A 22,361-nucleotide genomic window follows, 5' to 3' on the forward strand; every position below is an offset into this window, starting at 1 on the left:
GCGGCGCCGGCGCGGCATCGTCCGTGGACACAGGACGCGCTGTGCGACCGGGCGGCGCATCGCGATCCGCGTCGGTGCTCGCATCGGTACGGGTCGATGCGCCGGGTGTGATGTCGTTGCTGTTGTCGGGCTGCGAGCGTTCGGTCATCGGTGTAAGCGTTAGCGGGTGTCCTTGTCGAGTTCCGGGTAGTGCCGGAACACACACGATTCGTTATGCGCAATGCGCCGGTCGGACTCGAGATACGCGGCGATCCGCGGCCGTTCGAGCACCGCGTCGTGCAACGCGGCCAAACGCGGATAGCGCTTCGGAAACGTCTTCATCGCGCGCGGAAACGCGTAGTACAGACCGTCGATCAGCTGGAACATCGAAAGGTCGACGTAAGTCAGCGCGTCGCTGACCAGGTATGCGTCGCCAGCCGGGTTCTGCTTCATCACACGTTCGAAGTAGCCCATGAACTTCGGGATGCGGTGCTCGATGAAGTCGGTCGCGCGTACCTTCGCCGCGTCTTTCTGATCCTCGTAGTACAGGTTGCTCGCGAGCGGATGGTGCGTATCGTGCGCTTCGGTCACCATGTCCGCGATCGTCAGCTGCAGCCCGTTCACCACATAGCGCAAGCTGTCGACGCCCGGCACGAGGCCATGCCGCGGCCCGAGATAGAGCAGGATGTTCGCGGTTTGCGCGATCAGCAGGTCGCCGTCTTTCAGGAACGGCGGCGCGAAGGGCGGATAGGGCTCGGACTTGCTGTCCATCGTCGCCATCATCGCGCCGGTGCCGAGTCCGTCATGCTCGTCGCCACGCGCGACTTCGATGTATTCGGCGCCGGCTTCCTCGAGCGCGAGCCGCACGAATTCGCCGCGTCCTTGCAAACCGTCCCAGTAGTAGAGCTCGTAAGTCATCGAGCGATCCTCATTCAGGGGTTACCTGGGCCACGCGTCGCGGATGCGTCGCGTACATGCCGAGTATGCGCGACGGCACATGCATGTTGCGGACCTGAATGGGCTGCGCGCCGCCACGGCGTGGCCGGCTTACCCGAACAGCCGCTGCACTGCCCACGTGATCCCGAGACCGCCAACGAACAGCCACGCATACAGCACGAGACCCGTCAGCAACGCACGAGGACCGGCTTCGCGAATTTGCGCAACCCGCGTTTCCATGCCGAGCGCGGTCATCGCCATCGTCAGCGCGAACGTGTCGAGCAGGTTTAGCGTATGCGTCGCGGCGGCCGGCAGCACGTGCACCGAGTTCAGACCGACGCACAGCAGAAAGCCGAGTGCGAACCACGGCACCGCAAGCTTGCGCGGTGCGGTGCGATGGGCGCCGCTGTGTGCATCGCGGTGTGCGCCGGCCGCCGCGGCGGCGTTCAGCGCCGAGCGGTTGACCCACACGCCGACCGCGAGCAGCACCGGCACGAGCAGCATCACGCGCGTCATCTTGACGATCGTCGCGATATGCGTCGCTTCGGGGCTCACGTTGCTCGCCGCGCCGACTACCTGCGCGACTTCATGAATCGTGCCACCGAAGAACAGGCCCGCACCGACTGTATCGAGATGCAGCCAGCCGGCGCGCACCAGCGCCGGGTACAGAAACATCGACAGCGTGCCGAACAGCACGACGCTGCCAACTGCCATCGCGCTCTTATGCGGCTTCGACTGCAGCGTCGATTCGAACGCAAGCACTGCGGCAGCGCCGCAGATGGCGCTGCCCGCGGCGGTAAGCAGCGCCGTGTCGCGATCGAGCTTCATCAGCTTGATGCCGGCCCACGTGCCGAGCACGAGTGTGCTGACGACGATCAGCAGCGATTCGGCCAGCCCCGGCAGACCGACTTGCGCGATTTCCTGCAAGCTCACACGCAGACCGAAGAACGCGACCGCGATGCGCAGCAGCTTGCGTGCCGAAAAATTCACGCCTGCTGCCCAACTGGCGGGCATGCCGTCGCGCAGTACGTTGCCGTAGATTGCGCCGGCGACGATGCCGACAATCAGCGGACTCAGGCCGAGCGCGGCGACGCTCGGCAGTGACGCGATGCTCGTGACGGCGCCGGCGAACAGCGCGACGAACAGGATGCCGTTGATCTGGCCGCGGGTCGAAGGCGCGGCGGCCGGAGCGGCATGAAGGGGGACGGTAGACATATCACGACCTGCAAGGATGGAAGCTCAACGAGCTCTGAGCAATGGCCCAATCCTAATTTGAATATATCGATATGAAAAATCGTGATTTGTCACGTAAAATATTGGCTGAACCGATATTTCTTCCCAATGACCCCCGATCAGCTTATAACTTTCGCCGCCGTCGCCGAGCACCGCAACATCAGCCGCGCGTCGGTTGCGCTCCATCTGTCGCAGCCGGCGGTGTCCGGCCAGCTGCGGCAGTTACAGGACGAATTCGGCGAGCCGTTGTATCTGCGCGACGGGCGCGGCGTGCGTCTGACGCCGGCCGGCGAGCAACTGGCGAATTACGCGGCGCGGCTGCGCGATACGTGGCGCCAGGCGCACGCATACCGTGACGCGCTGCGCGGCATGGAGCGCGGCACGCTGCGCATCGGCGCCAGCACGACGCCGGCGAGTTACCTGCTGCCGTATCTGATTGCCACGTTCCAGAAACGCTACCCGGACGTCACGCTGCATACGGCGGGCGGCAATACGTCGGAAATCGTCGGCGGCCTCGGCTCGCTCGATATCGCGTTGATCGAAGGCGTCGCCGGCCCGGATCTGCCGCCGGATACCGCCGTCCATGCATGGCGCGAGGACGAGATCGTTGCGATCATGCCGCGCACGCATCCGCTCGCGGCGCGCGGCTGCGAGCGCGGCGTGTCGCTCGCGCAGCTCAGCGCCGAGCCGCTGGTGTTGCGCGAGGCGGGCTCGGGCGTGCGGCAACTGGTCGAGCGCGCGTTTGCGGATGCCGGTTCGCCGATGCGCGTGGTGCTTGAAATTGCCGGCGTCGAAGGCGTGAAGGAGGCGGTGCGCGCGGGAATGGGTATCGGCTTCGTGTCGGCGATGTCGATGCGTCACGAGAACGACGCGCTGTGTCGTTGCTCATTCATCCCGCAGCTCGCACGTCGCTTTTCGATTCTCGTGCCGCACGCGAGCGCGCCGTCGCGGCTGGTTGGCGGTTTTCTCGCGCTGTGTCTCGCGCAGGCCTGAGCCGTTGCGATGTGGCGCGGTCTGAGCGATCGAAGCGCCGCCGGCCGCACGGGTGGCTTTGACCCGGCGGAGCATCGGCACTGCTTTATGGCGTGGTTCGATGTCGGCGTTTTGGCGCACCAGGCTCGCCTGCGGCATCCTACGTGTTCTTGAGCGCATCCGCCGTCACAATGGTTTCGATGACGCTCGTTGTCACACTGCGGCCTCGCGCACTCTCTCGTTCGCCGCCGCCGATGTCATGAGTTTTCGTGAAATTTCAATCGATGGTCAAGCGGCCGCCGGCCGCGCGTCATTCAATCCCCGCGCTGGAAGACGGGTTTCCCGGAGCCAATGCCGATGAACAGCAGGATCGTCGTATACAAACCGGTGCCGGACGATGTGCTTGCGTATCTGCGCGAGCACGCCGAGGTCGTTGAAGTCGATGGGGCGAACCACGACGCGTTCGTCGCCGCGCTGAAGGACGCCGACGGCGCGATCGGGTCGACTGTCAGGATCACGCCTGCGATGCTCGACGGCGCATCGCGTCTGAAGGCGCTGTCGACGATCTCGGTCGGTTACGACGCGTTCGACGTGGCCGATCTGACGCGGCGTCGCATCGTGCTCGCGCATACGCCGGATGTGCTGACGGAGTCGACCGCGGATACCGTGTTCGCGCTGATTCTCGCGACCGCGCGTCGCGTCGTCGAACTGGCCGACTGGGTGAAGGCCGGGCAGTGGACGCATAGCGTCGGGCCCGCGCAGTTCGGCGTCGACGTGCAGGGCAAGACGCTCGGTATCGTCGGGTTGGGGCGCATTGGCGCAGCCGTTGCGCGCCGCGCGGCGCACGGCTTCAACATGAACGTGCTCTATACGAACCGCTCGGCGAATCCGGACGCGGAGCGTCAATATGGCGCGCGGCGTGTCGCGTTGCCTGCGCTGCTCGAAGCGTCGGATTTCGTCTGTCTGCAAATGCCGCTTTCAGACGAGACCCGTCATATGATCGGCGCGCCGGAACTCAACGCGATGAAGAAAAGCGCCATTCTGATCAATGCGGCGCGCGGACCGGTCGTCGATGAAGCCGCGCTCGTCGACGCGTTGCGAGCCGGGACGATTCTCGCCGCCGGCCTCGATGTGTTCGAACAGGAGCCGCTTGCCGCGAATTCTCCACTGCTCGCGATGCGCAACGTGGTCGCGCTGCCCCACATCGGCTCGGCAACGCACGAAACAAGGCACGCGATGGCGCGTTGCGCGGCGGAGAACCTGATCGGCGCATTGCAGCGCACGCTCGCGCGCAATATCGTCAACCGCGAGGTGCTGGTGGGATGAGCTTGGCATCCGGTCCGGTGTCCGATGTGCTGCTCGCGAGGGGCCGCGCATCACGATGATTGTCCGGCCGGCACGCACCAGCGGTTATCGCGCGGTTCCGGTTTTAGCGTGAGCGGATTGCGAGCGGCAGCAATACAGCCGCGCTCGACCGCCTGGTGCCCGGCGACTTGACCGCGCGCGCGTCGATTTCGCGCTGATCTGCGATCATTCGGGCTGCGGCGCGCGACCGGCACGCGCCAACCGTTCTGGCGTCATTCGTGCGCCAGCCGGCGCCAAACCCCGACTTTCATAAGGAAACTCATGCCCGTTGCACCGTTTACGCTCGCCTGCCTGATTGTCGCGACGCTGTTTATGGCCGCGTTGCCGATCGTTCTCTATCTCCGGGTGCGCAAGCCGCTCGGTCTCGACCGGCGCCCGGCGATTCTCGGCATCGGCGTATTCGCACTGTTTGCGATGCTGATCGAGCGTGGCTTGAACGACTTGCTGCTAAGGGTGAATCCGACGCTTGCCGGCTGGCTGACCCATCCCACGGTCTTCGTGATTGTCGGCGTCTTGTCGATCGGCATCTGTCAGGAGGTCGGGCGTTTTCTCGCGATGCGTTGGCTATTCGCGCGCAGGTCCGCGAAGGAAAGCGCCACGGGGGCGTCGACGCGCGACCCGGTCGCGCTCGCTTACGGCCTGGGCCAGGGCGGCGCCGAACTGTGGTTCACCGGCGTGCTGGTGCAGGTGCAGTGGATCGTGTTCGCATGGCTCGAGAACGAGGGCAAGCTCGGCAACGCGCTGTCCGGGTTGCCGATCGATGCGCTGATGCGAATTCATCTGCTGGTGGTGAGTCTGACGCCGGCCGCCGCGGGCGTGTTTATCCTCGAGCGCGGCGCGGCACTGGTATTTCAGATCGGCTTGTCGGTGCTGATGTGGCGCGGCGTGCGCGCCGGTTCGGTCGCGGTGTTGCCGCTCGCGATCGCCGCGCATGCGCTGCTCGAAGTGCCGGCTGCGTTGTCGCAAACGCAGGCGCTGCCGCTGGTGGTTGTCGATACGATCTATGTGCTGATTGCGGTGCCGCTCGCGATTGGTCTCATCCGGCTGTTTCGCCGCGAGGCGCAGACGATGTCTGCCGCGCAGGTGGGCTAGGCACCGCATCACGCCGTTTCTCAATCATTCCGTTACGACATGGACTACCAATACGAGTGCGCAAGCGCGGAAATCGAACAACTGGCGCGCGTGATCAGCGATCTGTTTCCCGAGCAGACGCGTTTTGCCGAGCAGCCCGCGGAAGAAGGGCGTGCGCCGGTTCTTGCGGTGCAGTGGGTCGCGATGCGCTTCGGGGCGACGGCGCGCCGGATCACGATGAGCATCGTAATCGCGCCGGCTGCATTCGCGCGTTACCGCGCGTTGCCACCGCGCGCGCGAGCACGCAGCTTCGCGGTGTTGTGCGCGTATGTCGAAGCGTCGCTCGGCTCGCTTGAAGAGCAGTATGCGAACGGCGAGGCCGTGCCGCGCGAAGTTACGGTCGAACTGGGCGACGAGTTTGCCTGAGGTGTTTGCCTGAAATGTTTGCCTGAAGTGCCGCGCGCGGCGCGCTGAGCGCTGTGCGTACTCAGGCTAAAGCTAAGGCGCGCTCCGATAGACCTTCGCGAAGCGCGCGGCCTGCACGACGCCGTAATCGCCAGGCGCGTATTGCATCACCCAGTCGCCGGCCGTGCCGTGCAGTACGTCCCCGCCCGCCGCGGTGCGGGCGAGCGAGAACGCGTCATTCATTTGCTTCGCGAGCACGACTGCCGGTCGATTGCGATACGCGCCATGCGTGCCGTGCGGCATCGACGCATCCACCGGCGCGTATTTCGCGTCGAAGCGGCCGCGCGACACGACCCAGCGTTCGCCCGTGGCACCGGTGATCAGCGCGTCGCCCGCTTGATAGCGATTCGGTCCTTCGAGACTCATCAACGCGCCGTCGCCGCCGGCGAATTCGACAGTAACCGTCTCGTCTTTCACGACGCGTTGCGCGAGCGGGTCGGTGCGTAAATCGAGGTTTTTCAGTTCGATCATGACAGGCGTTCCAGCGGAGTAGGCAAGGGCGCCGGCGTCGCGAACAGCACGCCGCGGCAGGACCGGAATGATGCCAGATTACGGCGCATGGACCGCCTGAAACGTAAAACGCCTGCCGTTCGAGGCAGGCGTTCGGTGTGGCGCGGCGCGCGGCGGTGATGTCCCGCACGCCTGCGCGATGTGCGGTGGCCCGCGTTAAGGCTTGACCGTCGAATCGTTCGACGGCGCGGCCTTCTTGCCGCTGCTTCGCGAACGATGGCCACCTTGCGGCGGCGCTTCGCGGAATGTCACGTCGGCAAGCTTCTTCTGTTCAGCCGGCATGCTGTCGTACAGCGGCTGGAATGCATCGACCAGCTTCTTCGTACCATCCGCGTGGGCCTGTGCGATCTCCGCGTATTGCTTCATGTCGTCGAGCGCGGAGATGTTCTTGTTTGCGTGGCGTTGTTCGAAGAGCTCCGACATCGTCGCACCGTTGCCGCGCATCACGTCAGCGAACGCATTCCATTGCGTTTCCTGTTGTGGTGTGATCTTGAGTGCCTGATGCAGATAGGCAATGCGCTGTTCGACACGCTCTTCGCGGCGAGCAGACTTGTCCGCGCCGGACGCGGCCGACATGGCGGGCGCAGCGGACGGCGCCGCGGTTTGCGCGAATGCGCCGCCACTGATCGAGAGTGCTGAAACGAGCAAAACGAGCGTTTTTTTCATCGAGACTCCTGACATCTGTTGGTATCGGGGTATGGCGGGAAAATGTAATCCGGAGGCGAAATCGCGCAACGGGCTGCGCGGTGTGTGAGCGCGCCGCAGCCGTTGAATTGGGTTGAATTTCGCGAGAGCCCCGCGATTAGCCACGCGTATTAATACCACGATATCGCTGCAGTGCGACGCGATTGCGACAACTGCTTACAACCGAAACGAACGGTAAGTGCGCGCGAATGCAATCGTCAGCTTGCGGCGTGCGAACACGCGCACGACTGCTAGCGGCGCGCATGTCACGCGTCAGTGACTGATGCTCTGGATGTCGCGCAAGGCCGCGCGTTCGCCGTGCAATCCGTTGAAGATCAGATTCAGCACGACTGCGCAAGCCGCGGCCAGCAGAATGCCGCTATGCAGGAGCGGCGACAGTGCCGGCGGCAGCTTCGCGAAGAATTGCGGCGAGACTACCGGCACGAGTCCCAGCCCGATGCTCACCGCGACGATGAACAGGTTGTGATGATTCTTCGAAAAGTCGACGCCCGACAGCACCTTGATGCCGTTTGCCGCGACCATGCCGAACATCACGATGCCGGCGCCGCCGAGCACGAATGCCGGAATCGACGCGACCACCTGCGCGAGTTTCGGCACCAGTCCGAGCACGATCAGAATCGCGCCGCTCGTCGCGCACACGAAGCGGCTTTTGACACCGGTCACGCCAACCAGCCCGACATTCTGCGAGAACGACGTGTACGGGAACGCATTGAAGATGCCGCCGATCAGTGTGCCCAGACCGTCGACGCGCAGGCCGCGCACGAGCGCTTTCTGATCGACCGGGCGGCCGACCATGTCGCCGACCGCAAGGAACATCCCGGTCGATTCGATGAACGTGACGAACATCACCACTGTCATCGTCGCGATCGACACCGCGTCGAAGCGCGGCATGCCGAACCGGAACGGCACCACTGCGCCGAACCATTGAGCACCCGCGACGCCGTCGAGGTTCACGCGGCCGATCAGCGCGGCGATCGCGAAGCCCGCGACGATGCCGAGCAAAACGGAGATGCTCGCGATAAAGCCCTTGCCGAAGCGGTTGATCAGCAAGATCAGCAGCAGCACCGCGAGCGACACCCCGAGAAAAACAGGATTACCGTATTGCGGATTTCCGACACCGCCCGCTGCCCAGTTGATGCCGACTTCCATCAGCGAAAGGCCGATCACCGCAATCACGGTGCCGACCACGACCGGTGGAAAGAGCCGCAGCAGCTTGCCGATGGCCGGCGCAGCGAGAATGCCGATCACGCCGGATGCGATCGTCGAGCCGAAGATATCGAGGATGCCGAGGTTCGGATTCGAGCCGATCGCGATCATCGGGCCGACCGCCGTGAACGTGCAGCCCATGATGATCGGCAGCCGGATGCCGAAGATGCCGATGCCGAGCGTCTGGATCAACGTGGCGATGCCGCATGCGAACAGATCGGCGCTGATCAGGAACGCGATCTGGTCCTTCGGCAGTTGCAGCGCGCTGCCGACGATCAGCGGGACCGCGATCGCGCCCGCGTACATCACCAGCACGTGCTGGAATCCGAGCGTCAGCAGCCGGCCCGCGGGCAGCGGCTCGTCGCACGGGTGGACCGTGGTCGCGTGCATACTTTTTCCTCGTCAAGGTGGTGGGGCGGCGTCGCGCGCGTCCGATGCGCGCGGCAGCGCCGATACAACACTTGCTGGTCCCGGATATTCCCCGCTGGAATGCGAAATCGCGCTTGCTCGCTTCGCGGTGCCGCGCCGCGGCGAAGCGAGCGGCGGCTTTTCTGCTGCACGCGCCGCGTGCGCCGTGCGTTAGAAGCTTACGCCGATTGACCGGCCGCGGGCGTGGCGCCGTCGCCCTGCCGCCGCCTCAGCGTGCGATTGCATCGGACACCGATACACCCCGAGGTCTCCCGATACATCATCACGCAGCGATCGGTGTCAGAGACGAAATGCAACTGACATGCAGGTTTAATGTGAAAGCGACGTAGTCCGGAAAAAGTTTAATGAAATTGCGTCGTGGACAGTCGTTTTGCCAATGCGATGCACGTTTTGCGTGATGCGTTGCCGGATGCGCGGTTGCCCCGGCATCGCGACGCGCACGGGCGCGCCAATGACGAAGCAATGCGCCACGGCGCTTTGCCGCACTGCAAACCCACAGAGGAATCATGTTGGCGAATACGACGGAACTGGCCGGAATGCTTCCGGACCTGCTGCCGAGGCTATGGGCATTCGCCTGTCGAATGACCGGCGATCGGCTCGATGCCCAGGCGCTCACGCAAAAGACCTGCTTGCAGGCGCGGCAACGTGTCGGGTCGACGCTGCAAGGCATACGGCCGCTGTGCAGTATCTATGCGATTGCATATCGGATCTGGATCGACGAATTGCGCACTCCGGACGTGCGCGCCCGTATGCGGCGTGCGCGGCCACTGCGATGGATGCAAAGCGCCGACCCACAGGCGGCGCTCGATCACGCGCGCGCCGCGCAAAACCAGCTGATCGTCACCGCCGTCGATCAGCTGCCGCATGCACAACGCATTGCGATGCTGCTTGTTGCGATCGAAGCACTCAGTTACGCCGAGGCGGCGCACGTGCTTGGCGTGCCGGTCAATACGGTAATGAGCCGGGTCGTGCGCGCGCGCCAGACGATCGGCAGGCAGTTCGCGGCGGTTGCGGATCCGTGCGGGAAAAGTGCTGCTCGCTAGTAGCCCGGGTCGCGTGGTTAGCGTGCAGGGTCAGTTGGTTTAAAAGCGCGGATTTAAAAGCACAGATTCAAAAATACAGAATTAAAGCCGCGCTTTTGAATCCGCGCTTGCGTGTGCTTGATTGCGCGCAGCTAAACGCAGCACATAAAAGCGGTATGCGCAGGTATCGGGAACACGGGCATAATCGGCGAACCCCGGGGACCTGAACGGACCTCCCGACTTCCCGGTCAACCCGACACACCGATTTCAATGAGACCACCGCGCCTCGATCAACTCGACGAACTCGACCGCAACCTCGTTGCGTTGCTGCAGAACAATGCGCGCGAAAGCGTCGCGAATCTCGCGCGCCAGCTTGGCGTCGCGCGCACGACGGTGATTGCGCGCATCGCGCGGCTCGAAAAGACCAACGTGATTGCCGGCTATGGCGTGCGGCTCGGTCAGGACGTGATCGATGCGAGCATTTTTGCGTATGTCGGCATCATCATCGCGCCGAAGTACGGACCGGACGTACAGAAGCGGCTCGCCAGGATGCCCGAGGTGCAACTGCTGTGCGCGGTGAGCGGCGAGTTCGACTATGTCGCGTGGCTGCGCGCCGATTCTCCGGACCGGCTCAACGAACTGCTCGATCAGATTGGCGGCCTCGCGGGCGTCGAACGCACGACCACATCGATCATCCTCGCGCGCAAGATCGACCGCGGGATGATCGGCGGCGAGCGCGGCTAGGGGCACGCCGCGCGCCATCGCAAAGGCCATTTCACGCTGGGCCTGCTCACCCGCATTTACGCCGTTTTTACGCGTTTTCGTCAAATCGGCTGCTGATGTCGTCGAAATGTCGAAAATCATGGTCAATACGCAGCGTTCTGTGCGTAGGATCTGCTCGTCCATCTCCTTAAACTTTGTGTAGGGCTTGCCCGCCGGGCGCCGCGCGTGCAGAGGCTAGCTCACGTGGCGCGCGATTCCGCTCACGACACTCACAAAAAAGGAGAAGCGCATGAAAGTTGCCATCGTTGGTGCAGGTCTGATCGGCCACACGATCGCTCACATGCTGCGCGAGACCGGCGACTACGATGTGGTCGCGCTCGATCGCGACCCGCACGCGCTCGACAAACTCGCGGCTCAGGGCATTCCGACCCGCCGCGTCGAATCCGCCGATGCGGCCGCGCTGCGCGCCGCCGTGCATGACGTCGATGTGCTGATCAATGCATTGCCGTATTACCTTGCCGTCAATGTCGCGTCGGCGGCGAAGGGCGCGGGCGTCCACTACTTCGATCTGACCGAGGATGTGCGCGCCACTCACGCCATTCGCGCGATCGCGGACGGCGCGGACCACGCGTTCATGCCGCAATGCGGTCTTGCGCCAGGTTTTATCGGTATCGCCGCGCACGAGCTCGCGAACCGTTTCAGCGAAATCCGCGACGTCAAAATGCGCGTCGGCGCGCTGCCGGAATTTCCGACCAACGCGCTGAAGTACAACCTGACCTGGAGCGTCGACGGTCTGATCAACGAATACTGCCAGCCCTGCGAAGCGATTCGCGACGGCCGCACACAATGGGTTCAGCCGCTCGAGGGGCTCGAGCATTTTTCGCTCGACGGTATTGAGTACGAGGCGTTCAACACGTCGGGTGGCCTGGGCACGTTGTGCGAAACGCTGGCCGGCCGCGTCGAATCGCTCGACTACAAGTCGGTGCGTTACCCGGGACATCGCGCATTGATGCAGTTTCTGCTCGAAGATCTGCGCCTGTCGAGCGACCGCGATACGCTGAAGTCGATCATGCGCCGCGCGGTGCCGTCGACCGCGCAGGATGTCGTGCTGGTGTTCATCACGGTGACCGGCATGCGCGACGGTCAGCTGGTGCAGGAAGTCTTCACCCGCAAGATCTTCGCGAAGACGGTGTGCGGAATGCCGATGAGCGCAATCCAGATCACGACCGCGGGCGCAATGTGCGCGGTGCTGGATCTGTTCCGCGAACGGCGTTTGCCGCAAAGCGGGTTCGTGCGGCAGGAGCAGGTGTCGCTGCGCGACTTTCTCGGCAACCGGTTCGGCCAGCTGTATGAGGGCCAGCCGCTCGATGCGATGGCGACGGTTTGAGCCTGGAGTTTCGCGCCTGGCTGAGCCAGGCGCTGACCTGAAGTGACGTGCTCGTCTGACGCGCTCACATCGAGCGCTTCCCACACGGCTTACGCGTGTGCGGCATCGCAGGAAACAGCGAGCCTGTCATGCGCGGTGTGGCTCGACAAGTTGCTGAAGCAGCATGTCGTAGCCGGCCGCGTCCGGCGCGGTGTTGTCGAATAACACCACGCCGTCTCGCTGACTATCGGTTAGCTCAGTCCACGTGAAACGGCGTTGCCGGTAGGCGTGCCAGTGCGCGAGCTTGTATGCATCGGCCGGGTCGCCGCGCGCGGCGATCCGCTTTCTCGCGACGTCTTCCCGCGTCTGGACCCAGACGACGCGAATCTCGACGTCCATTCCGACTCCCAGCCACTCACGATCGAACAGCCGCCGCTCGCGTACTTCGCGCGATAACGGCGCGACGGCCAGTACGCTGACACCAAGCGCAAGATTGTCTCGCGCGGTATCGACGAGCCCGCGGTACTCGGGGTCGCGCAAATGCTGAAGGAAGAGCGGACTGTCGCGGTCGTGCGGGTCGCCGGTGAGCGCGCGCATCATCGCCGCGCCAGTGTGTCCGTATAGCGTGTCCTTGTCGAGCAGGCAGAACGGTGAGCCGCTTGCCTGCATCAACGGCTTGAGCATGCACCGCGCGAGCGTTGTCTTGCCGGTGCCCGCATGGCCGCAAAAAAACACGAGATAGGTCACGGCGCGCCAATTAGCGGGAGCCGTTCATCGCGGCGTTTGCGCTGCGTTTTTCGGCCCACACGCATCGCGCGCGAGCTTGCCGTTCGCTTCGAGCCACATCACGTTGATGATGCCAAAGCCCAATGCGAGCCCGATGCCGAGAATCCAGCTGAAGTACCACATTGACGCCTCCGCGCACAAGATGCCGATCGGACGACTTTCGCAGTGCGATCCACCTATGGCTTACTGATGGGCATGCGAAGCCGGCTTGCCGCACGCAGCAGTCGCGGCTTGTTGAGCTGCGCCGATCATGACCCGGAAGGCCGCGGCGTGCAAGTTCGCGGCGGCGCGCAGTCGTCTTTTTCTTTTACAACTTATCAGGAGGTGATAGCATTGATATCATGTCAAGTTCTGGGGGAACCTATCATGCCCAATCTGCTAGTTCGAGGCCTCACGGAGGCCCTTGTGCAACGGCTGCGTACGCAGGCGGCGGCAAACGGCCGGAGCGTTGAAGCCGAGCATCGGGAAATTCTGGCGCAGGCGCTGCACCACCCGAAAAAGCTCAGCTTTACCGAGCTGCTGATGAGCATGCCCGATGTCGGCGCGGACGCCGATTTCGCGCGCGTCAACCATGATGATGAAGGTGAGGGCAAACATGTATTTGATTGACACAAACGTGATCAGCGAGATTCGCAAGCGCAATGGCGCTCACCCCGGCGTGCAGGAATTCTTCAGCCGCGCGGCGAAGGAACAACTCAAGCTGTATCTGTCGGTCATCACGATCGGTGAATTGCGGCGCGGCGTCGACTTGATGCGTCATCGGGGCGACGTCGAGCAGGCCGCGCGTCTGGAAGAGTGGTTGAATACGCTGCTCAAGTCGTTTGCGGATCACATCCTGACAGTCGGAGATGATGTTGCTCAAACGTGGGGGCGCCTGCGTGTCCCGCATGCGGAGCATTCACTCGACAAGCTGATCGCCGCGACGGCGTTGATCTACAACCTCACGGTCGTCACGCGTAACACGAACGACTTTGCTGCGACGGGCGCGCGCGTGGTAAATCCGTTTGACGCATAACGGATAGGTGCGGCGCGGCGGCGCGAGACCCGGCGCCGCCGGTATCATCAACATGACGATACATCGGCGGGCCACGCCTTTCGCGAGTGGAAGCAAGCAGCGGACACACAAGCACGACGAGTGCTACACGCAAACAGAAAGAACAAACAAAAAGCAGTCAACGGAGACGACGGATGCAGCCACCGCGGCATGCGGTCCATCAACGCAGTCGTCACGCACCGGAGCGTGCGTCACGACAAGCAACAAAAATCGCAAAGACGACCTTCGCCCGTGTCGCGTTGGCCGTCGCCACGATTTCTGTTGCAGCATGCGGCGCAACGCCTGCCGAACGGGTGCCGTTCAGGGCGGTGCCCGCCGAGCGCATCGTCAAGGCGGGCTACACGGAGCCGGGTGGCGGCAAGATCGCGGTCGATGTCCGGCGAGAGCGGACCGACAACGTCGTTGTCCGTTTTCGGGATGTGCTGGTCTATGTCGACGGCGAGCGCGTCACCGATCTGATGAACGGTGAATACGTCGTGTTCTTTCTGAGTCCCGGCGTGCACCGGCTTGCCGTGTCCACGCAGTTCGATCCGGTACGCGAATTGCAATTTCTCGTCACGGCCGACCCTCGCTATACAAACCGCGCGAGCGTCACGTTCAAGCCTGACCACCGCGTCGAACTTCGGCGCGTTGCGCAATAGCCGCCGGCAGTCCGACAATTCAACCATTCAACATCCAATGCCGATTTGTTCTCAAGGGTTCCGATCATGCTGATCAACTGTGCGGCGTACCAGGATGGCCGGAAGCTCGCCGACATTGAAATCGACGACATCAGCGTCTATGTCGCGAAGCCCGAGTGTTTCGTCTGGGTTGCGCTGAAAGACCCCGGTCCCGGTGAACTGGACGTAATGAAGCACGAGTTCGGGCTGCATGAGCTGGCGGTCGAAGACGTGCGCAACGGCCATCAACGGCCGAAAATCGAAGAGTACGGCGAGTCGCTGTTCGCGGTGCTGCACACGCTCGAGATGGACGACGAAGGCGAGATCCTGATCGGCGAAGTCGACGTGTTCGTCGGCAGCAACTATGTGCTCACGGTGCGCAATCGCACGCGGCACGGCTTCCAGGAGGTGCGCGCGCGCTGCGAGCGCGAGCCGCAACTGCTCCGGCAAGGCGCGGCGTTCGTACTGTACGCGCTCGCGGACAACATCGTCGATCGCTACTTCCCGATTCTCGAGGCGCTCGGCACCGAGATCGAACAGATCGAAGACCGCATCTTCGACAAGCACAGTCTTGCCGCGTCACGCGCGATCATCCAGGACTTGTACTCGTTAAAGCGCCGGCTGGTCACGCTCGAGCATCACATCGCGCCGCTGCTGGAGGCGATCAGCAAGTTCACCGGCGGGCGCATCCCGGTGGTCTGCTCGGGCATGCAGGCGTACTTCCGCGACGTCTACGATCATCTCGACCGGATCGTCCGAACCATCGACGGCCGACGTGAAATGATCGTCACCGCGATCCAGGTGAACCTCGGCATGATCTCGCTCGCGGAAAACGAGGTGACCAAGCGTCTCGGTTCGTTCGCCGCGCTATTCGCGGTGCCGACGATGATTGCCGGCATCTACGGGATGAACTTCGAAAGGATCCCCGAATTGCACTTCCGCTTCGGCTACCCGATCTGCATTGGCGTGATGGTGCTGATCGACGTCGTGTTGTGGTGGCGCTTCAAGCGGGCCGGCTGGCTCTGAACGGTGGTCGTTGGCGTGCCTCGCCTCCACGTGCCGCGCCGGTCATGCACCCGTGTGCAACCTCTCGCACAGACCCCTCGACCAGGCCTTTCGACCAAACCTCTCGACCAAACCTCTCATCCTGGCACGCGTCGATGCATGGCAAGGCCAAAGCACGACACTGTGCGGCGCAGCACCTTCGGTCGTTGACACAGCTGTAGAGCTCCGTCGAGAATAGGCTCCGCAAACGTTTGCGGACCTGAATAAATAAGGCTTTCTGGTTGAGCCTGCGAACAACAGGAGATCACGCATGACCCAACGTATCCGCCGCCGCATCCTTGCCGCCGGCCTCGCCATCACTGCCGCCGCCGCGTTACCCGCGTTGCCGGCGCACGCGCAGGCCGCGAAAAAACCCAAAGTTGCGCTCGTCATGAAGTCGCTCGCGAACGAGTTCTTCCTGACCATGGAAAACGGCGCGAAGGAATATCAACGCCACAACTCGGGCACCTTCGACCTGATCACAAACGGCATCAAGGACGAAACCGACACCGCGGGCCAGATCCGCATCGTCGAGCAGATGATCGTGTCGAAGGTCGATGCGATCGTACTCGCGCCGGCCGATTCGAAGGCGCTGGTGCCGGTCGTCAAGAAAGCGGTCGATGCCGGCATCATCGTTGTCAATATTGACAACCGGCTCGACCCGGATGTGCTGAAGTCGAAGGATCTGAACGTCCCGTTCGTCGGTCCTGACAACCGCAAGGGCGCGCAGAAAGTCGGCGACTATCTCGCGCAGCGGCTGAAGGCGGGCGACGAAGTCGGCATCATCGAAGGCGTATCGACGACCACCAACGCGCAGCAGCGCACTGCGGGCTTCAAGGATGCGATGCAGAAGGTCGGCGCGAAGGTCGTGTCGGTGCAATCGGGCGAGTGGGAAATCGACAAGGGCAATGCGGTCGCATCGGCGATGCTCAACGAATACCCGAATCTGCGGGCGCTGCTGTGCGGCAATGACAATATGGCGATCGGCGCGGTGTCGGCGGTGCGCGCGGCGGGCCGGCAGGGCAAGGTGTATGTGGTTGGCTATGACAACATCAATGCGATCAGGCCGATGCTCAAGGATGGCCGTGTGCTCGCGACCGCCGACCAGTTCGCGGCGAAGCAGGCGGTATTCGGCATCGATACGGCGCTGAAAGCGCTGAGCGAGCACAAGAAGCAATCGCAGTTGTCCGGCGTGATCGAGACGCCGGTGGAACTCGTGACAAAGTAGACGCAGATCGGCTGGATGAACTGCGTGGGTGGCGCAAGCGAAACGCAACCCGTGAGAAAGCCAACGGCAAAAGAGCGGCGCCGCGCACTAGCGAACCGGCGCGACGCGCGCCTCGAAGCATGGAAGTTGCGCCGTACTTTTTCGCAATCGCCGCATCGTCTTGCGCCAATTCAACAATTGCTAAAGAAATCCGCTGTGCGGCCGATATCGGGTTAAGCGTCATGACGGCTGGCGGGGCATAGCAATGCCTCGCGTAATCCGCAAACGAAATCCGCGCAGCATGGCGACATGACATGCGTGGCTGCCCGGCGCCGCAACGCCCGTCGTACAACGGCGGACGAAACCCGACGCGGCGGCCCGGAACCTTGATCACAATGGATTCGACCGACCACGACGCATTGACTGCCGTGTTGTCAGTCACCGGAATCGGCAAGACCTATGCCGAACCGGTGCTTTCCGATGTCGCGCTTACGCTGCGCGCCGGCGAAGTGCTGGCGTTAACCGGCGAAAACGGCGCGGGCAAAAGCACGCTGTCGAAGATCATCGGCGGACTGGTCGCGCCCACTGCCGGCGCAATGCGGCTCGCCGGCGCGCCGTACGCACCGGCCAGTCGAACCGACGCGGAAGCGCTCGGCGTCCGCATGGTGATGCAGGAGCTGAATCTGCTGCCGACGCTGTCGGTTGCCGAGAACCTGTTTCTGAACCGCTTGCCGAAGCGTGGCGGCATTCCGCTCGGCTGGATCGACCGGCGTCGTCTGCACGACGATGCGCGCGATGCGATGGCGCAAGTCGGGCTCGAAGCGATCGACCCGGACACGCTGGTCGGCGAGCTGGGCATCGGTCATCAGCAGATGGTCGAGATCGCGCGCAACCTGATCGGCGATTGCCGCGTGCTCATTCTGGACGAACCGACCGCGATGCTGACGGCTCGCGAAGTCGACCTGCTGTTCGAACAGATCGACCGGCTGAAGGCGCGCGGCGTCGCGCTCGTCTATATCTCGCACCGGCTCGAGGAACTCGCGCGGGTCGCCGAACGTGTCGCGGTGCTGCGCGACGGCAGGCTCGTGTGCGTCGACGCGATGGCGAACCTGACGAGCGACCAGATCGTCACGCTGATGGTCGGCCGCGAGCTTGGCGAGCGGATCGATCTTGGCGAACGCCGGATCGGCGCGCCGCTGCTGAAGGTCGATGGACTCGGTCGAGCCGATGTGGTGCGCGACGTCACGTTCGACGTGCGCGCAGGCGAAATTTTTGGCATCAGCGGGCTGATCGGCGCGGGCCGCACCGAACTGATGCGCCTGATTTACGGCGCCGATGCGAAGGATCGCGGCACGGTGTCGTTGTCCGCCGCGCCGGGCATGGCGCCCGCGCCGGTGCGGATCGCGTCGCCGGCCGATGCGGTGCGCCACGGCATTGCGCTGATCACCGAAGACCGCAAGGGCGAAGGATTGTTGCTGCCGCAACCAGTGGCCGCGAACATCTCGCTCGGTAACATCGGCAGCGTCGCGCCGCATGGCGTCGTTGACCCGAAGCGCGAAAACGCGCTCGCGAACCGGCAGATCGACACACTGCGGATTCGCACGTCCGGGCCCGCGCAGCCGGTCGGCGAGTTGTCCGGCGGCAACCAGCAGAAGGTCGTGATCGGCCGCTGGCTCGCGCGCGATTGCACGGTGCTGCTGTTCGACGAGCCGACGCGCGGCATCGACGTTGGCGCGAAGTTCGATATTTACGGTTTGATGGGAGCGCTCGCACGCGAGGGGCGCGCGCTAGTCGTCGTGTCGAGCGATCTGCGCGAGCTGATGCTGATCTGCGACCGGATCGGCGTGATGTCGGCGGGCCGGATGACGGGCATTTTCGAGCGCGATGCATGGTCGCAGGACGCGCTGCTGGCGGCGGCGTTCGCCGGTTATCGAAGCCGCGATGCGCTGCTCGCGACGCACCCTGCGGGAGCGCTGTCGTGATCGAATCGCCGCGCGTCCCGATGAGCGAGGAGCCACGCGCAGGCGGCAGCGGTGCGCCGGCAACCGGCACGCGCGGCGCGGCGCCTTCCGCGTCGCCCGTCGCGCACGACCCGTCCGCGCCGCTCGCGAGCGGCAAGCCGGCGGGCACGCGCCTCGGGTTCTCGAATTACCTCGGGCTGGCTGGCGCGCTCGCCGCGATGATCGTGCTGTTTTCGTTGCTGAGCTCGCATTTTCTGACCTACGACACGTTCAGCACGATCGCGAACCAGATTCCCGATCTCGTCGTGATGGCCGTCGGCATGACCTTCGTGCTGATCATCGCGGGGATCGATCTGTCGGTCGGCTCGGTACTCGCGCTAGGCGCATCGGTGGTGAGCGTCGCGACGCTGAAGTGGGGTTGGGGGCCGCTACCGGCGGCCGTGCTCGGTCTGGCGGCCGCCGCGCTAACCGGCACGCTGACCGGCGCGGTCACGGTTGGCTGGCGGATTCCGTCGTTTATCGTGTCGCTGGGTGTGCTCGAAGCGGCGCGAGGAGTTGCGTACCAGATCACGAACTCGCGCACCGCATACATCGGCGACGCGTTCGATTTCCTGTCGAACCCGATCGCGGTCGGCATCTCGCCGGCGTTCCTGATCGCGGTCGCGGTGATGGTCGTCGCGCAACTGGTGCTCACGCGCACCGTGTTCGGCCGCTATCTTGTCGGCATCGGCACGAACGAGGAAGCGGTGCGTCTCGCGGGCGTGAATCCGCGTCCGTACAAGGTGATTGTATTTGCGTTGATGGGCGCGCTGTCCGGGCTCGCGGCGCTATTCCAGATCTCGCGGCTCGAGGCCGCCGACCCGAACGCGGGCGTCGGTCTCGAACTGCAGGTGATCGCGGCCGTCGTGATCGGCGGCACGAGCCTGATGGGCGGGCGCGGTTCGGTGATCAGCACGTTTTTTGGCGTGTTGATCATCTCGGTTCTGGCCGCGGGACTCGCGCAAATTGGCGCAAATGAGCCAACCAAGCGCATCATTACGGGTGCGGTGATTGTCGTGGCGGTTGTGCTCGACACGTATCGCAGCCGCCGCAAACGGGCGTGACGGGTGGACGTGGCACATGGGAAAACGCGTGCGGCGGGTACGTGAGGCGTTACGCGGGCGGACGGCCGCGCCGCGGACCGGCCGCATCGATGAGCAGTGAAAACAGGCAGGGGAGCAACAGGTTATGGCGACGATCAAGGATGTAGCGGCAGCGGCAGGCGTGTCGTTCACGACGGTGTCGCATGTCGTGAACAATTCGCGGCCGGTATCGGCGGATGTGCGCGCGAAGGTTGAACGCGCGATCCACCAGCTGAACTACGTGCCGTCGGCAGTCGCGCGCTCGCTGAAGGCGCGCTCGACCGCGACGATCGGCCTCGTGGTGCCGAACAGCACGAATCCGTACTTCGCGGAGCTTGCGCGCGGCATCGAGGACGGTTGCGCGCGCAACGGCTACTGCGTGTTCTTCTGCAACTCGGACGACGATCCGTCGAAGCAGCGCAGCTACTTGCGCGTGCTACAGGAAAAGCGCATCGACGGGCTGATCGTCGCGTCCGCCGGCGACGACGCAGTGCTGGCGAAGACGCTGGCCGATTCGCGCGAACCGCTCGTGATTGTCGATCGGAACATCGAAGGGGTGAACGCGGACCTCGTGCAGATCGATCACGAGAAGGGCGCGTATCTGGCGACGCGCCATCTATTGCAGCTTGGCCACGTGAAGATCGGCTGTATTACCGGACCGGTCGAGACCGCGGTCAGCGCGATGCGCGTACATGGCTTTATTCGCGCGATGGCCGAGCGGGGCATCGAAATCGCGCCGGATGCGATCGTCGAAAGCGATTTTTCCGGCATGGGCGGCCACTGGGCCGCGAGCCGGCTGTTCGACACCGTGCAACCGTCGGCGATTTTCGCGTGCAACGACATGATGGGTATCGGCGCGCTGCGCGCCGCGGCCGAGCGCGGTATCGACGTGCCGCGCGACTGCTCGGTCATCGGTTTCGACGACATCGAGCTTGGCAGTTTCACGTACCCGGCACTGTCGACGGTCGGGCAATCGGTGCGTGCGCTCGGCGATATGGCCGCGCAGACGCTGATCGAACGGATCACCGGCAGCGTGACGAGCGCGCCTGGCCGGCGTCGCGTGATTGCGCCGCGTCTCGTGCTGCGCGAATCGACCGCGGCCTGGGGCGGCGCACGCCGTAGTGGCGTCGCCGCGTAAGCATTACCGCCGCGCGGTCTGAGCGCATCGGTCAGCGGGACGGCGCTGGGGCAGTGCAACCGGCAACGCAGGGACAAAGCGGCAAAACAGCGCGGCAAAACAGCGCGGCAAAACAGCGCGGCAAAACAGCGCGGCAAAACAGCGCGGCAACGAACGGAAGACAACGCTGGAAACAACGTAGGGGACAAGCTTGGCGGTGAATCAAACGAATGCGCGCGTGGCGGTGGTCGGCAGCCTGAACATGGATCTCGTCGCGCGCGCGCCGCGCATGCCGCAGCCGGGCGAGACGCTCGCCGGGCGAACCTTCGCGCAGGTACCGGGTGGCAAGGGCGGCAACCAGGCGGTCGCGGCCGCGCGTCTCGGCGCGCAGGTCGCGATGCTCGGCTGCGTCGGCGCCGACGCGAATGGCGCGCAACTGCGCGCGGGACTCGAGGCAGAGCGGATCGATTGCGCGGCGCTCGAGACCAGCACGACCGCGCCGACTGGGGTCGCGCTGATTATCGTCGACGACGGCTCGCAGAATTCGATCGTGATCGTCGCTGGCAGCAACGGTGAAGTCACACCGGCGACCATCGCACGCCACGACGCGGTGCTGGCCGCCGCCGAGGTCGTGATCTGCCAGCTCGAAACCCCGCCCGATACCGTGCATGCGGCACTGACCGCTGCGCATCGGCACGGCAAGACGGTGGTACTGAATCCGGCGCCGGCTGCCGGACCGCTGCCCGCAGCGTGGCTTGCGCTTGTCGATTACCTGATTCCGAACGAACTCGAGGCCGCGACGCTGACCGGGCTACCCGTGCGCACGCCGGATGAAGCCGCAGCGGCCGCTGCGGCGTTGCGCGACGCGGGCGCCCGCAATGTGATCGTTACGCTCGGCGCGCAAGGCGTGCTCGCCGCGCTCGGCGATGCCGCGCCGGTGCATTTTGCCGCGCCGCGCGTGGCCGCCGTGGATACGACCGCGGCAGGCGACACGTTTATCGGCGGCTTCGCCGCGCAACTCGCGCAACGCGCGCCGCTCGACGATGCGATCCGCTTCGCGCAGCGGGCCGCGGCGCTGTCGGTGACGCGCGCCGGCGCGCAGCCGTCCATTCCGACGCGCGTGGAAGTCGACGCACGCTGACGGAGCGCCGCCGCGCCGGTGGCGTCTCGTGTCCTTTCTTCCGGTACCTCCCTTCCTCCTCGATCGCTTTCTCGCGAGCCAACCCGTCGCTTGTCCGGCGATGGACCGATTTGCGTATCAGGTATTGCCAATACTACAAATTGATGACGAAATCTTGCAACAATTACAATTTACCGACTTGTAATCTTCAGACCATATAAAAATTTCAAGATTTTTAGGCCTCCTGTCGTAAACAACCTCAAGAGCGCCTCATCCCGGTTCCGGATCAAGGCGCCGAGGATCGTCATTG

Annotated in this window: 23 protein-coding genes; 16 read left to right on the top strand and 7 right to left on the bottom strand. The window is 64.1% G+C overall.

All coding sequences use genetic code 11. The features are described from left to right. Positions 1-159: 159 nt before the first annotated feature. Entirely contained in the window at positions 160-897 is a 738-nt protein-coding gene (locus tag BX592_RS30355) for a glutathione S-transferase (protein ID WP_134196992.1), read from the bottom strand. 129 nt (positions 898-1,026) lie between these two features. Next, positions 1,027-2,130 (bottom strand): YeiH family protein, encoded by a 1,104-nt coding sequence (locus BX592_RS30360; protein ID WP_134196993.1) that lies wholly within the window; start codon positions 2,128-2,130, stop codon positions 1,027-1,029. 126 nt (positions 2,131-2,256) lie between these two features. Between BX592_RS30360 and BX592_RS30365 the strand changes: the two genes are divergently transcribed. The 4 genes from BX592_RS30365 to BX592_RS30380 all read left to right on the top strand — a co-directional run bounded on the left by BX592_RS30365 (position 2,257) and on the right by BX592_RS30380 (position 5,982). After that, positions 2,257-3,141 carry a LysR family transcriptional regulator gene (locus tag BX592_RS30365; RefSeq protein WP_134196994.1) on the top strand — a complete coding sequence of 295 codons (885 nt, stop codon included), beginning with the start codon at positions 2,257-2,259 and terminating at the stop codon, positions 3,139-3,141. 336 nt (positions 3,142-3,477) lie between these two features. After that, positions 3,478-4,446, top strand: a complete 969-nt coding sequence (locus BX592_RS30370) for a 2-hydroxyacid dehydrogenase (RefSeq protein WP_134196995.1) — start codon at positions 3,478-3,480, stop codon at positions 4,444-4,446. 300 nt (positions 4,447-4,746) lie between these two features. Then, the gene (locus BX592_RS30375; RefSeq protein ID WP_134196996.1) at positions 4,747-5,577 is read left to right on the top strand and encodes a YhfC family intramembrane metalloprotease; all 831 of its coding nucleotides are present in this window, start codon (positions 4,747-4,749) and stop codon (positions 5,575-5,577) included. Positions 5,578-5,616: 39 nt separating this feature from the next. Beyond that, a complete protein-coding gene (locus tag BX592_RS30380; RefSeq protein ID WP_134196997.1) occupies positions 5,617-5,982 on the top strand; it encodes a DUF3022 domain-containing protein in 366 nt (121 codons plus the stop codon). A 72-nt stretch (positions 5,983-6,054) separates the two neighbouring features. Here BX592_RS30380 and BX592_RS30385 read toward each other — a convergent pair whose 3' ends face one another. From BX592_RS30385 to BX592_RS30395, 3 genes are all read right to left on the bottom strand, one after another. Then, the gene (locus tag BX592_RS30385) at positions 6,055-6,492 is read right to left on the bottom strand and encodes a PGDYG domain-containing protein (protein WP_134196998.1); all 438 of its coding nucleotides are present in this window, start codon (positions 6,490-6,492) and stop codon (positions 6,055-6,057) included. A gap of 195 nt (positions 6,493-6,687) precedes the next feature. Next, entirely contained in the window at positions 6,688-7,197 is a 510-nt protein-coding gene (locus BX592_RS30390) for a Spy/CpxP family protein refolding chaperone (RefSeq protein WP_134196999.1), read from the bottom strand. A 291-nt stretch (positions 7,198-7,488) separates the two neighbouring features. Further along, entirely contained in the window at positions 7,489-8,832 is a 1,344-nt protein-coding gene (locus BX592_RS30395) for a nucleobase:cation symporter-2 family protein (RefSeq protein ID WP_134197000.1), read from the bottom strand. A 545-nt stretch (positions 8,833-9,377) separates the two neighbouring features. Here BX592_RS30395 and BX592_RS30400 point away from each other — a divergent pair. From BX592_RS30400 to BX592_RS30410, 3 genes are all read left to right on the top strand, one after another. Beyond that, on the top strand, positions 9,378-9,914 hold the full coding sequence (locus tag BX592_RS30400) for an RNA polymerase sigma factor (protein WP_134197001.1): 537 nt from the start codon (positions 9,378-9,380) through the stop codon (positions 9,912-9,914). A 249-nt stretch (positions 9,915-10,163) separates the two neighbouring features. Continuing rightward, on the top strand, positions 10,164-10,637 hold the full coding sequence (locus BX592_RS30405; RefSeq protein ID WP_134197002.1) for an Lrp/AsnC family transcriptional regulator: 474 nt from the start codon (positions 10,164-10,166) through the stop codon (positions 10,635-10,637). A 268-nt stretch (positions 10,638-10,905) separates the two neighbouring features. After that, positions 10,906-12,003, top strand: coding sequence for a saccharopine dehydrogenase family protein (locus tag BX592_RS30410; protein ID WP_134197003.1), 1,098 nt, complete (start codon positions 10,906-10,908; stop codon positions 12,001-12,003). 126 nt (positions 12,004-12,129) lie between these two features. Here BX592_RS30410 and BX592_RS30415 read toward each other — a convergent pair whose 3' ends face one another. Both BX592_RS30415 and cydX read right to left on the bottom strand, forming a co-directional pair. Next, positions 12,130-12,729, bottom strand: coding sequence for a P-loop nucleotide/nucleoside kinase family protein (locus BX592_RS30415; RefSeq protein WP_134197004.1), 600 nt, complete (start codon positions 12,727-12,729; stop codon positions 12,130-12,132). A 24-nt stretch (positions 12,730-12,753) separates the two neighbouring features. After that, positions 12,754-12,891, bottom strand: coding sequence for a cytochrome bd-I oxidase subunit CydX (cydX, locus tag BX592_RS30420; protein WP_134197005.1), 138 nt, complete (start codon positions 12,889-12,891; stop codon positions 12,754-12,756). A gap of 243 nt (positions 12,892-13,134) precedes the next feature. On the opposite strand from cydX, the gene BX592_RS30425 reads away from it, so the two are divergent. The 9 genes from BX592_RS30425 (at position 13,135) to rbsK (ending at position 22,072) form a co-directional block, all read left to right on the top strand. Next, entirely contained in the window at positions 13,135-13,377 is a 243-nt protein-coding gene (locus BX592_RS30425; RefSeq protein ID WP_134197006.1) for a FitA-like ribbon-helix-helix domain-containing protein, read from the top strand. Further along, complete coding sequence (locus BX592_RS30430; protein WP_134197007.1) at positions 13,364-13,783, top strand: type II toxin-antitoxin system VapC family toxin; 420 nt, start codon at positions 13,364-13,366, stop codon at positions 13,781-13,783. Before BX592_RS30425 ends, BX592_RS30430 begins: the two co-directional genes overlap by 14 nt. 278 nt (positions 13,784-14,061) lie before the next feature. Beyond that, positions 14,062-14,463, top strand: coding sequence for a DUF2846 domain-containing protein (locus BX592_RS30435; RefSeq protein ID WP_243849806.1), 402 nt, complete (start codon positions 14,062-14,064; stop codon positions 14,461-14,463). Positions 14,464-14,529: 66 nt separating this feature from the next. Then, a complete protein-coding gene (gene corA, locus BX592_RS30440; RefSeq protein WP_134197008.1) occupies positions 14,530-15,507 on the top strand; it encodes a magnesium/cobalt transporter CorA in 978 nt (325 codons plus the stop codon). A gap of 289 nt (positions 15,508-15,796) precedes the next feature. After that, positions 15,797-16,753: a sugar ABC transporter substrate-binding protein gene (locus BX592_RS30445; protein ID WP_134197009.1), complete on the top strand. Its 957-nt coding sequence runs from the start codon at positions 15,797-15,799 to the stop codon at positions 16,751-16,753. 374 nt (positions 16,754-17,127) lie between these two features. Continuing rightward, complete coding sequence (locus BX592_RS30450) at positions 17,128-18,714, top strand: sugar ABC transporter ATP-binding protein (protein ID WP_134197010.1); 1,587 nt, start codon at positions 17,128-17,130, stop codon at positions 18,712-18,714. 20 nt (positions 18,715-18,734) lie between these two features. Further along, a complete protein-coding gene (locus tag BX592_RS30455) occupies positions 18,735-19,796 on the top strand; it encodes an ABC transporter permease (RefSeq protein WP_134197020.1) in 1,062 nt (353 codons plus the stop codon). Positions 19,797-19,920: 124 nt separating this feature from the next. Next, positions 19,921-20,952 carry a LacI family DNA-binding transcriptional regulator gene (locus tag BX592_RS30460; protein WP_134197011.1) on the top strand — a complete coding sequence of 344 codons (1,032 nt, stop codon included), beginning with the start codon at positions 19,921-19,923 and terminating at the stop codon, positions 20,950-20,952. Positions 20,953-21,142: 190 nt separating this feature from the next. Continuing rightward, positions 21,143-22,072, top strand: coding sequence for a ribokinase (rbsK, locus tag BX592_RS30465; RefSeq protein ID WP_134197012.1), 930 nt, complete (start codon positions 21,143-21,145; stop codon positions 22,070-22,072). Positions 22,073-22,361: the final 289 nt, after the last annotated feature.

This window comes from Paraburkholderia rhizosphaerae (genome assembly GCF_004366595.1).
Lineage (GTDB): Bacteria > Pseudomonadota > Gammaproteobacteria > Burkholderiales > Burkholderiaceae > Paraburkholderia > Paraburkholderia rhizosphaerae.

Coding starts and splice junctions, on each gene's coding strand:
- BX592_RS30355 (WP_134196992.1), bottom strand. CDS start 897: ATGACTTACGAGCTCTACTACTGGGACGGTTTGCAAGGACGCGGCGAA.
- BX592_RS30360 (WP_134196993.1), bottom strand. CDS start 2,130: ATGTCTACCGTCCCCCTTCATGCCGCTCCGGCCGCCGCGCCTTCGACC.
- BX592_RS30365 (WP_134196994.1), top strand. CDS start 2,257: ATGACCCCCGATCAGCTTATAACTTTCGCCGCCGTCGCCGAGCACCGC.
- BX592_RS30370 (WP_134196995.1), top strand. CDS start 3,478: ATGAACAGCAGGATCGTCGTATACAAACCGGTGCCGGACGATGTGCTT.
- BX592_RS30375 (WP_134196996.1), top strand. CDS start 4,747: ATGCCCGTTGCACCGTTTACGCTCGCCTGCCTGATTGTCGCGACGCTG.
- BX592_RS30380 (WP_134196997.1), top strand. CDS start 5,617: ATGGACTACCAATACGAGTGCGCAAGCGCGGAAATCGAACAACTGGCG.
- BX592_RS30385 (WP_134196998.1), bottom strand. CDS start 6,492: ATGATCGAACTGAAAAACCTCGATTTACGCACCGACCCGCTCGCGCAA.
- BX592_RS30390 (WP_134196999.1), bottom strand. CDS start 7,197: ATGAAAAAAACGCTCGTTTTGCTCGTTTCAGCACTCTCGATCAGTGGC.
- BX592_RS30395 (WP_134197000.1), bottom strand. CDS start 8,832: ATGCACGCGACCACGGTCCACCCGTGCGACGAGCCGCTGCCCGCGGGC.
- BX592_RS30400 (WP_134197001.1), top strand. CDS start 9,378: ATGTTGGCGAATACGACGGAACTGGCCGGAATGCTTCCGGACCTGCTG.
- BX592_RS30405 (WP_134197002.1), top strand. CDS start 10,164: ATGAGACCACCGCGCCTCGATCAACTCGACGAACTCGACCGCAACCTC.
- BX592_RS30410 (WP_134197003.1), top strand. CDS start 10,906: ATGAAAGTTGCCATCGTTGGTGCAGGTCTGATCGGCCACACGATCGCT.
- cydX (WP_134197005.1), bottom strand. CDS start 12,891: ATGTGGTACTTCAGCTGGATTCTCGGCATCGGGCTCGCATTGGGCTTT.
- BX592_RS30425 (WP_134197006.1), top strand. CDS start 13,135: ATGCCCAATCTGCTAGTTCGAGGCCTCACGGAGGCCCTTGTGCAACGG.
- BX592_RS30430 (WP_134197007.1), top strand. CDS start 13,364: ATGTATTTGATTGACACAAACGTGATCAGCGAGATTCGCAAGCGCAAT.
- corA (WP_134197008.1), top strand. CDS start 14,530: ATGCTGATCAACTGTGCGGCGTACCAGGATGGCCGGAAGCTCGCCGAC.
- BX592_RS30445 (WP_134197009.1), top strand. CDS start 15,797: ATGACCCAACGTATCCGCCGCCGCATCCTTGCCGCCGGCCTCGCCATC.
- BX592_RS30450 (WP_134197010.1), top strand. CDS start 17,128: ATGGATTCGACCGACCACGACGCATTGACTGCCGTGTTGTCAGTCACC.
- BX592_RS30455 (WP_134197020.1), top strand. CDS start 18,735: ATGAGCGAGGAGCCACGCGCAGGCGGCAGCGGTGCGCCGGCAACCGGC.
- BX592_RS30460 (WP_134197011.1), top strand. CDS start 19,921: ATGGCGACGATCAAGGATGTAGCGGCAGCGGCAGGCGTGTCGTTCACG.